This is a genomic window from Serratia sp. (in: enterobacteria) (genome assembly GCF_046715635.1).
Lineage (GTDB): Bacteria > Pseudomonadota > Gammaproteobacteria > Enterobacterales > Enterobacteriaceae > Chania.
Map to the genome: position 1 here is coordinate 1 of NZ_JBKJYW010000125.1, position 12,390 is coordinate 12,390.

Annotated in this window: 13 protein-coding genes and 1 pseudogene; 11 read left to right on the plus strand and 3 right to left on the minus strand. The window is 52.5% G+C overall.

Features of this window, described 5'->3' with window-relative positions; genetic code table 11:
- The 5 genes and pseudogenes from ACLQ7H_RS06000 to ACLQ7H_RS06020 form a co-directional block, all read left to right on the plus strand.
- Positions 1–168, plus strand: a pseudogene (locus tag ACLQ7H_RS06000) (ABC transporter substrate-binding protein); the annotation flags it as partial.
- A gap of 9 nt (positions 169–177) precedes the next feature.
- Positions 178–687, plus strand: a complete 510-nt coding sequence (locus ACLQ7H_RS06005; protein ID WP_411751884.1) for a GNAT family N-acetyltransferase — start codon at positions 178–180, stop codon at positions 685–687.
- A gap of 11 nt (positions 688–698) precedes the next feature.
- Complete coding sequence (locus ACLQ7H_RS06010; RefSeq protein WP_411751885.1) at positions 699–1,625, plus strand: amino acid ABC transporter permease; 927 nt, start codon at positions 699–701, stop codon at positions 1,623–1,625.
- Positions 1,609–2,388, plus strand: a complete 780-nt coding sequence (locus tag ACLQ7H_RS06015; protein WP_411751886.1) for an amino acid ABC transporter ATP-binding protein — start codon at positions 1,609–1,611, stop codon at positions 2,386–2,388. The genes ACLQ7H_RS06010 and ACLQ7H_RS06015 overlap by 17 nt, the downstream gene beginning before the upstream one ends.
- A gap of 8 nt (positions 2,389–2,396) precedes the next feature.
- Positions 2,397–3,290, plus strand: a complete 894-nt coding sequence (locus ACLQ7H_RS06020; RefSeq protein ID WP_411751887.1) for a transporter substrate-binding domain-containing protein — start codon at positions 2,397–2,399, stop codon at positions 3,288–3,290.
- 125 nt (positions 3,291–3,415) lie between these two features.
- On the opposite strand, the gene ACLQ7H_RS06025 is transcribed toward ACLQ7H_RS06020, so the two are convergent.
- Positions 3,416–4,336, minus strand: coding sequence for a LysR family transcriptional regulator (locus tag ACLQ7H_RS06025; RefSeq protein WP_411751888.1), 921 nt, complete (start codon positions 4,334–4,336; stop codon positions 3,416–3,418).
- 99 nt (positions 4,337–4,435) lie between these two features.
- Between ACLQ7H_RS06025 and ACLQ7H_RS06030 the strand changes: the two genes are divergently transcribed.
- From ACLQ7H_RS06030 to ACLQ7H_RS06055, 6 genes are all read left to right on the plus strand, one after another.
- A complete protein-coding gene (locus ACLQ7H_RS06030) occupies positions 4,436–4,987 on the plus strand; it encodes a hypothetical protein (protein WP_411751889.1) in 552 nt (183 codons plus the stop codon).
- Positions 4,984–5,883 carry a DMT family transporter gene (locus tag ACLQ7H_RS06035; RefSeq protein WP_411751890.1) on the plus strand — a complete coding sequence of 300 codons (900 nt, stop codon included), beginning with the start codon at positions 4,984–4,986 and terminating at the stop codon, positions 5,881–5,883. Before ACLQ7H_RS06030 ends, ACLQ7H_RS06035 begins: the two co-directional genes overlap by 4 nt.
- Positions 5,884–6,023: 140 nt before the next feature.
- Positions 6,024–7,004 (plus strand): GlxA family transcriptional regulator, encoded by a 981-nt coding sequence (locus ACLQ7H_RS06040; RefSeq protein WP_411751896.1) that lies wholly within the window; start codon positions 6,024–6,026, stop codon positions 7,002–7,004.
- Positions 7,005–7,081: 77 nt separating this feature from the next.
- Positions 7,082–8,092 (plus strand): type I glyceraldehyde-3-phosphate dehydrogenase, encoded by a 1,011-nt coding sequence (gene gap / locus ACLQ7H_RS06045; RefSeq protein ID WP_411751891.1) that lies wholly within the window; start codon positions 7,082–7,084, stop codon positions 8,090–8,092.
- A 242-nt stretch (positions 8,093–8,334) separates the two neighbouring features.
- Positions 8,335–8,904, plus strand: a complete 570-nt coding sequence (gene pagP, locus ACLQ7H_RS06050) for a lipid IV(A) palmitoyltransferase PagP (protein ID WP_411751892.1) — start codon at positions 8,335–8,337, stop codon at positions 8,902–8,904.
- A gap of 188 nt (positions 8,905–9,092) precedes the next feature.
- Positions 9,093–10,550, plus strand: coding sequence for an AMP nucleosidase (locus ACLQ7H_RS06055; protein ID WP_411751893.1), 1,458 nt, complete (start codon positions 9,093–9,095; stop codon positions 10,548–10,550).
- Positions 10,551–10,603: 53 nt separating this feature from the next.
- Here ACLQ7H_RS06055 and nac read toward each other — a convergent pair whose 3' ends face one another.
- Entirely contained in the window at positions 10,604–11,527 is a 924-nt protein-coding gene (gene nac / locus ACLQ7H_RS06060) for a nitrogen assimilation transcriptional regulator NAC (RefSeq protein WP_411751894.1), read from the minus strand.
- 244 nt (positions 11,528–11,771) lie between these two features.
- Positions 11,772–12,390 (minus strand): FKBP-type peptidyl-prolyl cis-trans isomerase N-terminal domain-containing protein (locus ACLQ7H_RS06065; RefSeq protein ID WP_411751895.1); only part of this gene is annotated, 619 nt, incomplete at its 5' end.

Below are 12,390 nucleotides of genomic sequence, written 5' to 3' on the forward strand. Positions count from 1 at the left end.
CATATCGCAGTGACGCTGAAAAAAGACGGTGGCCTGGTGGCACCGGTACAAACCGCGCTGAATGGCGTTATCAACAATGGGGATTATGAAAAAGTGCTTAACCGCTGGGGTGAAGGCATTGAGCGCCTTTCTGCCTCCGAGATCAACCCGGCAGGATTAGGCGATTAAGGGGGTCACATGAGTGAAGTATTTCGTGATGTTTCGCCTGAAGCCAAAGAATTGCAACCGATTATCAACGGGTTATTCGGTGAATACGCCGCCCGCTATGGGGACTATTTCTCCCGCGATGCCGAAGTGGAGCTGGCGCAATGGTATCTGCCGCCGCAGGGGTTATTTCTGGTGCTGGAGCGTGATGGCGAAATCATTGCGACCGGTGCTTACAAACCTTTTGACCCGCATACCGCAGAGCTGAAACGTATCTGGACACATCCGGCACTGCGCCAACAGGGCCTGGCGGGCCGTGTGGTAAGGGAACTGGAGCGTCGTGCATTGCTGGCGGGATATAGCCGCGTCTATCTCACCACCGGATTTCGCCAGCCGGAAGCCGTGCAGCTTTATCTGGGGCAAGGATACGAACCGCAGTTCGACATTCACCGCGACCATGAAGAGTACAGCGTACCGCCCTATGACGGCCGCCTGCGTTTTATCAAAACGCTGACCTTCGCCAGTCAAAGCAATATTGCCTGAGGAACCCACCGATGAATTCATCTTCCAGCATTAAAGTGGTTCCGGCGCGTTATCCGCTTCGCACCGCTGGGGCCGTCGTGGCACTGTTTGTATTGGCGATCGTCGTCCAGTCGATCGCCTTCAATCCTCGCTGGGAATGGGCGGTTTTTGCCCGCTGGTTCTTTGATCCGGTGATCCTCTCGGGAGTAGCGCAGACCTTGCTGTTGACGCTGCTCGGCACCGTACTCAGCCTGATCATCGGTGGTGCGCTCGCGCTGTCGAGGCTATCGTCCTCCTGGCTGTTAAACAGCCTGGCATGGGGCTACATCTGGCTGTTCCGTTCGCTACCGCTGATCGTGGTGCTGATTATTCTGTACAACTTTTCCTACCTGTACGAGCGGCTTTCCATCGGCATTCCCTTTACCGATATTGCTTTCGGCAGCTTTGCCACCATCAACGTGCTCGGCCAGTTTTCCACCGCGGTGGTGGGATTAACGCTGGTACAAAGTGCCTATACGGCAGAGATCATTCGCGGTGGTTTTCTGGGGGTCGATCACGGTCAATATGAGGCCGCAGCTGCGCTAGGCTTACCCGCCTGGCGGCGTACCCTGCGTATTATTCTCCCTCAGGCGCTGCGTACCATTCTGCCTGCCGGTTTCAACGAAATTATCAGCCTCGCCAAAGGGACCGCGATGGTTTACGTCTTAGCCATGCCTGAGCTGTTTTATACCATCCAGATGATTTACAACCGCACTCAGGAAGTGATCCCCCTATTGATGGTGGGTACCGTCTGGTATCTGGCGATCACCAGCGTGTTATCGCTGCTGCAACACGTCGTCGAGCGCTGGTTGGCACGCAGCGAACGCCGCTCCGCCGTTAATCAGGAAGCGGGTAAACAGAGCCAATCGCATCAGCCAGCCCCATCTGCACCGGAGGTGATCCATGTCCCTATCTCATAACACCCAAGGCCACATCTCCATTACTGGCGTCAGCAAGGTTTTTGGCCGTCATAAGGCGCTGGATAACGTTTCTCTGGAAATTCCCCCCGGGTCGGTCACGGTGATCCTCGGGCCGTCCGGCTCAGGAAAGTCGACGCTGTTACGCACCATTAACCATCTGGAGCGCGTTGATGAAGGCTTTATTCAGATTGATGGCGACTACATTGGCTACCGTCTGTCGGGCGACAAGCTTTATGAACTGAAGGAGAAAGAGATCCTGCGTCAGCGCATCAACGTGGGGTATGTGTTTCAGAACTTCGATCTGTTCCCGCACCTCACCGTGCTGGAAAACCTGATTGAAGCCCCTATCGCCCATGGTCACCTGAATCGCCAGGACGCCATTAAGCAAGCGCTTGAACTGCTGGATGTGGTGGGGCTGCGCGATAAAGCCGATTCCTGGCCGCGTCATCTTTCTGGTGGCCAACAGCAACGCATTGCGATTGCACGTGCACTGGCACTGCGCCCGCGCGTCATGCTGTTTGACGAACCCACCTCTGCGCTGGATCCGGAACTGGTGGGGGAAGTGCTTGACGTTATCAAGAAGCTTGCCCGCTCCGGTACCACGCTGGTGGTGGTAACGCACGAAATTGGTTTTGCCCGGGAGGTCGCCGATCAGGTGGTGTTTATGGTTGATGGCAAGATCGTTGAACAGGGCCACAGCGAGGCGGTGCTCAAACACCCACAGCACCCGCGCACTCGTCAATTTTTATCTAAAGTCCTTTAAGGAAAAAAATGAAATATACATTTCTGGCGCTGGTCTGGTTCAGTTCCGTCGCCTTGGCACAAGGGAATATCGATCTGGCTGCCAATGAGCAGCCGCTGCACACGGCTAAAAATCCGCAGGCCATCGGTAAAATCCCGGCAGATTACCGCTTCGTAGAGCCAGGGACGCTAACGGTGGCCATTTCCGCGCTCAATTCACCGCCATTGGCGCTGTTGGCTAGCGACAATAAAACGCGTATCGGCAGCGATCCTGACATCGCACGATTGCTCGCCGACAGCCTGGGGCTAAAGCTGAAGCTGGTGCCAACCGCCTGGGAAGACTGGCCACTAGGGATCACTTCTGGCCGCTATGACGTTGCGTTGGTCAACATTGCCGTCACGGAACAGCGCAAGACCAAATTTGATTTTGCCACTTATCGCGCTGACTCACTGGCGTTCTCGGTAAAATCGACCAGCGAAATTCAATCTATCAGTAAGCCCGCGGATGTGGCGGGGCTGCGGGTCATTGTCGGTTCTGGCACCAACCAGGAGAGAATTCTGCTGGGCTGGAATGAGCAGAATCAGCGTGAGGGCCTGAAACCCGCACAACCGATCTATTTGACCGATGACGCATCCGGCAATCTTTATATTCAATCTGGGCGGGCAGATGCCATGTTCGGCCCGCAGTCGGTAGCCGCCTACAAAGCGGCACTGACTGGCCAAACCCGTGTGGTAGGGCTGGGGCCGAAGAAAGCCTATGTAGCCACTACCACCAAAAAGGGCAACGGACTGGTTTATGCTCTGCAGGCTGCACTAAACGCGGCGATCGTGCAGGGCGAGTATCAACAGGTGCTGGCGCGCTGGGGTGAGCAAGGGGAAGGCGTTGCGTTATCCGAAGTAAATCCACCCGGGATCTCATACTAGCCGTGACTGATGGCAATATCGGTAAGCCGGACAGGCAAATATTGGCGCAAGGGTAGCAAGGCAATTGTGCAAGCACCGCTTGCACAAGTTATGCATTTGCACCGGCCTCGGCAAAAAAACCACATTTATTCTGAAAAAAGTGAGTCATCTCCTCCATAATCTAACAAAGAGTTTTCTTTAACAAACGTTTGAGCGATCAGACGGACAATCTGATTAGCCATTCTGTCGGCTTGCAGTGATGGCGAGAGTTTAATCGTCATACAGATATCAGGCAGTGAAGGAAGTTTTGACGTTGTACCAATATCTTGGTGGTTTAATAGCATGGCTCTTGGAGGAAGAGGTGAAATCCCCATGCCAGCAGATACCGCTTCCTGAATATTGCTATAGCTGTAGCTTGAATAGGCGATTTTCCAATCTATCTCGTGTTTGTTAAGAGTATCAATGGCACATTGCCGATAAAGACATCCCTCATGAAACACCACTAATGGGACTGGCGTTGATGTTAATATAAAGTCCTGCGCGGCTACCCACCTGAGCGGTTCGACCGATAGTGGAGTCTCTGAAAAATTATCGGCATAAACATATTTGTTAAGAATAGCGTCGAGTTCCCCCCTTGAGAATCCCTCATTCAGTCGCCATGAGAGTTCTGACGTTATTTCCAGTTCTACATTCTGGTAAACTGACCGACAAGAACGGATCAGCATGGGTATGTACTTGGCTTGAAAGTCATCCAAAATACCGATTCTTAGTTTCCCGGAAAATGGCGTTCCTCGAAGGGCGAAGTATGCCTCATTTGCTGAATCTAACGCTTTTTTTGCTTTGAGGTAAAAAATCCGCCCATCGAGCGTAGGGGTTTCAACTCTGCCTTGTTTACGCAGTAAAAGTGGTAACGCCAGAATATCCTCCAGCTTTTTGATGATTTGCGTTATAGCTGGCTGAGATTTCCCAAGCACCTCTCCGGCTTTTGAAAAGCTTTTGGTTTCTATCACGGCGACAAAAACCCGCATGTGTTCTAACGTTAGTTGCCTGGCATTCCGGTGCAACATAAGCTCCTCTTATTTTAAACCGTTTACTTCTTATTTCCCATTGACTATTAAACCTGTCACCATTAATTGACATGCCAAACAACCTACAGGATGTCAATCATGAAACCATCTGCAAATTTGCCAACCTACGCGACAGGTCTGCAACAGGTCCTGACCGCCTTGAGAGCTACCCCAGCCCCCCACGGTATAAGTTCGGAAGATTTCAAATGGAAAAGTCGCGATGCAATACAACAACATAGTAATAATTTAATTTCCCTCAGGGGATCAGGTTACTCCTTAAGTGACTATGAGGATAGCATTTTGGAGATGACCTCTTTCAAAGGTCCTTTCAAAGTTTTAACCCATGCGGGGGAGATACTGTTGCGTGAGGCCTGTCTAAAATTAGAAGGTTACTCCAGGAATAGTCGTTTTATTATTTCAAAAAGAATTCGAGCAGCAGATAGGTATTCTAAATTTATCCATGATATGGTCAGAGATCGAAATTTCTTACTTAATTTATCTAAAATCGCTCAGTTTTGGCATGTCGCTGGTGACGATGGGATCCCTGCTACGTTAAACAACTGGGGAGCTTTTCAAACAACTAAAAAAGTGGCCAGTACAGATTATGCCGCTATCGACTGTGCTCCTATAACATGGGAAGATTTGGGATGATTTCGTCCAAAGTGCGTTTGATAAACATGCTTTTATCGGCAGGCTTTGTTCTGACATGGAGTTCAGGATTCATCGGGGCAATACTCGTCGGTGATAACAATCCTTTTCAAATTCTATTTCTACGATTTTTAGTTGTTATTGTCTTACTTTTACCTGTGATAATTATCTTCAAGAAGAATTTATTGTCTATATTAATGGACTTTAATAAAATAAAATTTATTGTCATCACAGCTTTATTTGGACAGTTTATTTATTTGGTGTGCGTTTTTTACGCCATTAAATTAGGTTTGCAAGCAGGCATTGTTGCACTTATTGCAGCCTTGCAACCCGTTGCCACCGCCCTGCTTTCTGGTACGTTATTAAAAGAAAAACTCATGTTAAGACAATGGCTTGGGTTGGGCATAGGTCTGTTCGGCACTTGCTTTGTTATTATAGGAAGAACCCTTATTAATCAGGGTGATCCGTTATCCACGTGGATTTATCTGTTGCCATTCATCTCGATGCTAAGCCTGACGGCCTCAACGATTTATCAGAAAAAGAACGTCAAGATAGAAATCAAACTCCCTCCATTGATGTTCATACAATCCATAATTAATGTGATTGCTTTCTCAGTCATCTGCATGTTTCAGACCCATCTTGATGACTGGTCAGGATTTGACAACTGGTTTGCTGTTCTCTGGTTGGCATTATTTTCCACACTGGGGGCGTATGGTCTTCTGGCAATCATGCTTCGCCGAGGTGAGCTTAATAAAACCGCCAGTCTTATCTATTTAGAACCGCCAACAACGATGATTTTTGCTTACTTATGGTTTGGTCAGCTGTTAAATATTTATGAGATTACGGGTTCAATAATCGCATTATCCGGAGTAGTCATGGTCATTTACCGACGTGCTTGAATAAATCCACTGACGATCAAGCGCTCGCTTAGTCGCCTAAGCGGGCTTCTTGCTTTCTCATTACCCCCCAATCAACCCAGTCAGCATCACCAACCCAACCCCGCACTTGACTTATTTTGTCTAATTTGTATTTTAAGGACATGCACACTTTTTTGATTATCGTCCCCGAAGGGGGGATGTTATTCGAGCCTACGGGCATCGCCGATATCCTGATGCAAGCCAACCGATTGAGGCCGACGGCTCCCGCACATCCACCGTATCAGGTGTCAATTGCCACGCCCCAGGCGCACCGCGTGATCCAGGGGATGTCGGGGCTAAACCTGTTGGCCGATCACCGTCTCGCGGACCTTGATCCCACCGTGCCACGTGACACCATCATGATCACAGGCAGAGGGACGAGCATTGAGGAAAGCGATATTGTCGTCAATTGGCTGCGTCAGGCGGCGCCCTATGCACGGCGGATCGTATCGATTTGCGGCGGTGCGTGGTTATTGGCTCAGGCCGGCCTGCTTGATGGCCGCCGTGCCACCACGCACTGGCGGCTACTTGAAGCGATGCAAGCTCAATTCCCCAATGTCCACGTAGAGAAAGGCCCAATTTATCTTCAGGACGGCAAGATCTGGACCTCAGCTGGCGTGAGTTCTGGCTTCGACCTCACGCTGGCCTTAGTGGAAGACGATCACAGCTTCACGTTGGCGCGCGATGTTGCCCAAGACCTGGTGATGTTCCTGCGTCGCCCCGGCGGACAATCACAGTTCAGCCGTTTTCTGCTCAGCCAAGCCAGTTCGCCTGGCCCAATCCGTGACCTGCAAACGTGGATACTGCAAAATCTCTCCGGCGACTTATCCGTTGAAAGGCTGGCGGAGCACGTGGCCATGAGCCCACGGAATTTTACCCGCGTTTTCACCCGTGAAACCGGGATCAGCCCCGCCAAGTATGTGGAGGAAGTCCGCCTCGACGTTGCGCGGCAACACCTGGAACAAAGCTCGGATAAACTCGACCAAATCGCCGTCGCCACGGGTTTTGGCAACAGCCTCAACCTGCGTCGCGTATTTGAAAGAAATCTACAACTCACACCGTCAGATTATCGAGAGCGTTTCCACGCCCGCGTTATGTCCTAAATTGATTGTTATTTGTCATTTACGCCAAATCACTCAGGGACTATTTTGGAACCAGATAACTCACCTAGGAGCACATCATGGTCAAAGTAGGCATTAACGGATTTGGTCGAATTGGCAGAAACGTACTGCGCGCCGCACTGGGTCGCAATGACTTTCAGGTCGTGGCAATCAATGACCTGACCGACAGCAAAACCCTGGCTCATCTTCTGAAATACGACTCGCTGCAGGGCACATTGGCCGCCAGTGTTGAAGCCTCCGAAGGACAGTTACTGGTGGAGGGTAAAACCATCCATGTCTTCTCCGAACGCGACCCAGGCGCAATCGCGTGGAGCAGCGTGGGGGTTGATTTAGTTATTGAAGCCACCGGATTCTTCACCGACAAAGCCAAAGCCGAAGTACACATCACCAAGGGCGGCGCAAAACGGGTGATTTTATCTGCGCCCGGTAAAGACGATGACATCACGGTCGTGATGGGCGTCAACCATGAGAAATACGATCCTGCCTTGCATAAAGTGGTCAGCAACGGCAGCTGTACGACTAACGGTTTGGCACCGGCAGCCCAGGTCCTGCACCAAAGCTTCGGCATTGAACATGGTTTGATGAACACCACCCATGCCTATACCAACAGCCAGGCCCTGCACGATCAACCGGAAAAAGATCTGCGCGGAGCCCGTGCCGCTGCGCTTTCTATCGTGCCTTATTCTAGCGGTGCGGCTAAAGCGCTCGGTAAAGTGATCCCGGAATTGGACGGACGCCTGACCGGCTATTCACTGCGCGTGCCAGTGCCCGTGGTGTCTATTGTTGATCTGACCGTCACGCTCAAACGTGATGTGACGGTAGAAGAAGTGAACGCGGCATTTCGCAAGGCGGCAACCTCAGGGCCGTTGCAAGATATCTTGGGCTACAGCGATGAGCCTTTGGTATCGAGCGACTATCAGGGCGACCCAAGGTCATCGATTATCGACGGGCTGTCTACGCTGGTCATTGGCGGTAATCTGGTGAAGATCCTCGCCTGGTATGACAACGAATGGGCTTTCTCTAACCGGCTGGTTGACCTGGCTGTTTTGATGGACCAACGCGGTTTGTAATTTTTCTAATGGGGCGCGGCATGCTGCGCCCTTACGTTTTGAGCCCATCCCTCCTCTCCATGCCTCAACACACCAACCAATGAATTTTTGCGATTACCAGAAAAGCGCCAACCATCGGCTAGACTTTAACTTGTCAGCTCACCAACGGTGTCAGGGCAGCAGCGCTGGTGCGAGACCTATAAAGAGAAAAATTGCGTCGTAAACAGAATAATATGGGTCATTACTCATCAAAGGAGCACGCTATGCGGATGTTTCTTGCAGTGGTCTGGACGGGGCTGTTGTTGCTAACCACGCCAACTCGTGCAGCAGAACCGGAACCCAGCACCGGGCGGGTCTCAGGTTGGTGGAACTCTTTAACCAGCGGTGTCGCACAAACCTGGGAGGACCCGCAATACCACGATCTTTATCTGCCGTTTATCAGTTGGCACGCCCGTTTTATGTACGACGAAACGGATCATTACAATGAGATGCCGTGGGGCGGTGGCTTTGGGATATCCCGCTATAACGAAGAAGGCGACTGGAGTGCCCTGTACGCGATGATGTTTAAAGACTCCCACAATGAGTGGCAGCCGATTGTCGGCTATGGCTGGGAAAAGGGCTGGTATCTGGATCAGAATCAAGATTTCCGCCTTGGGTTTGGGGTGACGGCGGGGATCACCGCACGCGAAGATTTCGGCAACTACATTCCATTGCCGATCGTGCTGCCATTGTTCTCCGCTGGCTATAAGCAGGCAACCGTTCAGTTCACCTATATCCCTGGTACCTACAACAACGGCAACGTGCTGTTTGCCTGGTTACGCTTTAGCTTTTAGTTGCCGGGGGAGTCATCTAATGAGCGGGCGCAGCGTGCTGCGCTCCTTCTTCACGTGGCGATTGAGGTTCTGTCAGCAATAATGATCCCTGATCCTTATAGCTACTCCGCGCTAGTCCAGCCGCAGATAGATTCATTCGGCCAACGCTTTACGCTATGCTGGGGTATCGCAAGAACCGAGGAAAAACAATGCATACCCCAGAAAAAACGTCGCTGACTGCCCTGCAAGCCCTCGACCAACTCGAAGTACTGTATGACGCATCGGTCAACGCCTTGCGCGCTGCCATCAAACAATTTATCGCGGATGGCACCCTGCCAGAATCGCAGGCCCGTGCCTCGGGGCTGTTTTCCTACCCGGAGCTGCGCGTACGCTGGGATGGTGAGCACCCCGATCATCCAAGAACCCGCGCCTATGGCCGCTTTACCCGGCCCGGCAGCTACACCACCACCATCACCCGGCCGCAGCTGTTCCGCCCTTATCTTGCCGAACAGCTAACTATGCTGACCAGTGAATATGCCGCCATGATCGAAGTGGTTCCCTCTCAACAGGAGATCCCCTTCCCCTATGTGATCGACGGCTCCGATCTGGCCTTGGACAGAACCATGAGTGCCGGGCTTACCAAGCATTTCCCCACCACCGAACTGGCGCAGATTGGCGATGAAAATGCAGATGGCCTGTCTCCTTTTGCCAACCATTTTCCACTCTCCCATTTTGACGCCCTGCGGACCGATTTCTCACTGGCCCGCCTGCGGCACTACACCGGCACGCAGGTGGAACATTTTCAGCACTTTGTGTTGTTTACCAACTACACACGCTATGTCGATGAGTTTGTCCGCTGGGCGTGTAGCCAGATCGCCGATCCGGCCAGCCCCTATATCGCGCTGTCTTGTGCCGGTGGGCAATTAGTTACGGCAGAAACGCCCAATCCAGAGCAGACGGTGTCCGATCTGGCCTGGAAGAACCACCAGATGCCCGCCTATCACCTGATCGCCAACGATGGCCAGGGGATCACCCTGGTCAATATCGGTGTCGGTCCTTCCAACGCCAAAACCATCTGCGATCACCTGGCAGTGCTGCGGCCCCATGCCTGGCTGATGATTGGCCACTGCGGCGGCCTGCGGGAAAGCCAGTCGATTGGCGATTACGTGTTGGCCCACGCCTACCTGCGTGACGATCATGTATTAGATTCAGTGCTGCCACCGGATATCCCAATCCCAAGCATCGCGGAAGTTCAGCGCGCGCTGTATGACGCCACCAAAACGGTAAGCGGTATGCCTGGGGAAGCGGTAAAACAGCGGTTACGTACCGGGACGGTGGTCACCACCGACGATCGCAACTGGGAGCTGCGCTATTCGGCTTCCGCACTGCGCTTTAACCTCAGCCGCGCCGTCGCCGTCGATATGGAAAGTGCCACCATCGCGGCACAGGGTTATCGCTTCCGGGTGCCTTATGGCACGCTGCTGTGCGTGTCTGATAAACCGCTGCATGGCGAGATCAAACTGCCAGGCCAGGCAAACCGATTCTACGAAGGAGCGATTTCAGAGCACTTGCAGATCGGGATCTGTGCCATCGATCTGCTGCGGGCTGAGGGTGAACACCTGCATTCGCGCAAACTGCGCACCTTCAACGAACCGCCGTTCCGCTGATCCGAACGGCTGGACACCACATGCTGTTAAACGGGCGCAGCATTGTGGCGCCCCTACAGCGCCAAAGCCAGCACTCGCGTCGGCTGATGATGGCTAGCGGTAATTTCCAGCAGGATCTCTCTCACCGCTCCTGCTGCTGCAGTAAGCGGTTTTTGGCCGGAAACCACCAGCGCCAGCGGCACCGAAAGCACCGGAGCATTGAGGCGGATCATCCAGGCTTTGGCCGGGCCGATCGTTGCCCGGGCAATGGATTCTGGCAGGATCGTCGCCCCCATTCCGCCAGCGATAGCGGCGCAAAGCATACTGTGGGATTCGATCTCACCAATCACATTCGCTGTAAGTTGGCGCAGCGCCAGAGCCTCATTGACCAGGCCACGCACCACATCCCCCTCACGTGGCAAAAACAGATTAAACCGGCTCACCGCTGATAAATCGATGCTGTTGCCCGAATGAGGGATGCTTCTTGCCGCTACCAGATACAAATCTTCTTTCGCCAACGCCGTGACGCTCAGGCTCGATGACATGTTTTGCCCGTACATGACCGCCATATCCAGAGCCTGCGTTGCTACCTGATGGCTCAACGCATTACCGATATTTTCATTCAGACTCAGCAAAATCCCAGGATGCCGATCGCGTACCGCTTGCAACAGCGGCAGCGCCAACTGCGAGGCCGCACTGCCTTGCACCAGGCCGACCGCAACCTGCCCAACCACTGTATCCCCACAGCCGATCACTGCTTGTTGGGCCTGCTCGCACTGCTGAAGAATGGTTTGCGCATGGGCATAAAGAATATTACCGGCCTCCGTGGGCATCACTCCGCGTTTGGTGCGGATCAGCAATTGCTGCTTCAGTTCCCCTTCCAGGGTAGCAACTTGCTGGCTCAGTGCGGGCTGCGCAATATGCAACACCTCCGCCGCCTGAGTCAGGCTGCCGATATCGACGATCTTTACGAAATACTTCAAGCGTCTGAAATTCATCGTGGCTCCTAGCTGCGGTTAACTGCATTCAATATCAACTACATCAGCTACAGCAAAAAACGGGCCAGGCAGAACAAACGGTGTGTGATCAGTCTAAGTGATTAAAAAATAATGAAAGGTAACGATAAGGCGGGATTGGGTGAAGAGGTAAAACCGGGTTCTGCACCACACTGGGGCATTGCCAGTCCCCAGCGTGGTTCAGCTAAAAAAAACCCGCCAATCGTCTGGCGGGTTTGTTATAGGGTTACGGAGCTTTTTGCTCGGAGGCCGGTATCACATCCTTTATGCGTACGTTGTAGACCATGGTCGCGCCCGGTGGAATATCCGGTGCCATGCCTTTCTCGCCATAGGCCAGTTCAGGCGGCACCACCAGCGTCATGTTACCGTGGTTCTTCAACTTGCCTAGCGCTTCGCGGAACAGCGGTGGGTAAGCGCTCAGCGGCTGCGAAATTGAAGTGCCAGCCAGATCCATATCCTTGATCACTTTACCGTTGGTCAAGCTCTCTTTAACTACCACGGCGACGGTATCACCCTCACCAATCACGCTATCGCCAACATAATCGATGCGGTAATAGAAGCCTTGCTTAGACTGAACAACGCGTGGCTGCTTCTTGAACTTATCGATATAGCTGCTGCCTTGCTTTTCGTTCTGCTGTTTGATCTTTTTATGCTGATCGTTCAGCTCCAACTCACTTTCATACAAGGCTTTGGCAATCTGTTCTTTGGCCAACTTGGTCTGGCCATTGATCACATCGGTCACGCCTGCCAGCGCCAGTTGGCGGTTCACGTCTACACCCTGCGTCTTTTTGCTGTTGAGCAAATCCAGGATGTCATTACCCAACGCGGTACCGATCGCATAATCG

Coding starts and splice junctions, on each gene's coding strand:
- ACLQ7H_RS06005 (WP_411751884.1), top strand. CDS start 178: ATGAGTGAAGTATTTCGTGATGTTTCGCCTGAAGCCAAAGAATTGCAA.
- ACLQ7H_RS06010 (WP_411751885.1), top strand. CDS start 699: ATGAATTCATCTTCCAGCATTAAAGTGGTTCCGGCGCGTTATCCGCTT.
- ACLQ7H_RS06015 (WP_411751886.1), top strand. CDS start 1,609: ATGTCCCTATCTCATAACACCCAAGGCCACATCTCCATTACTGGCGTC.
- ACLQ7H_RS06020 (WP_411751887.1), top strand. CDS start 2,397: ATGAAATATACATTTCTGGCGCTGGTCTGGTTCAGTTCCGTCGCCTTG.
- ACLQ7H_RS06025 (WP_411751888.1), bottom strand. CDS start 4,336: ATGTTGCACCGGAATGCCAGGCAACTAACGTTAGAACACATGCGGGTT.
- ACLQ7H_RS06030 (WP_411751889.1), top strand. CDS start 4,436: ATGAAACCATCTGCAAATTTGCCAACCTACGCGACAGGTCTGCAACAG.
- ACLQ7H_RS06035 (WP_411751890.1), top strand. CDS start 4,984: ATGATTTCGTCCAAAGTGCGTTTGATAAACATGCTTTTATCGGCAGGC.
- ACLQ7H_RS06040 (WP_411751896.1), top strand. CDS start 6,024: ATGCACACTTTTTTGATTATCGTCCCCGAAGGGGGGATGTTATTCGAG.
- gap (WP_411751891.1), top strand. CDS start 7,082: ATGGTCAAAGTAGGCATTAACGGATTTGGTCGAATTGGCAGAAACGTA.
- pagP (WP_411751892.1), top strand. CDS start 8,335: ATGCGGATGTTTCTTGCAGTGGTCTGGACGGGGCTGTTGTTGCTAACC.
- ACLQ7H_RS06055 (WP_411751893.1), top strand. CDS start 9,093: ATGCATACCCCAGAAAAAACGTCGCTGACTGCCCTGCAAGCCCTCGAC.
- nac (WP_411751894.1), bottom strand. CDS start 11,527: ATGAATTTCAGACGCTTGAAGTATTTCGTAAAGATCGTCGATATCGGC.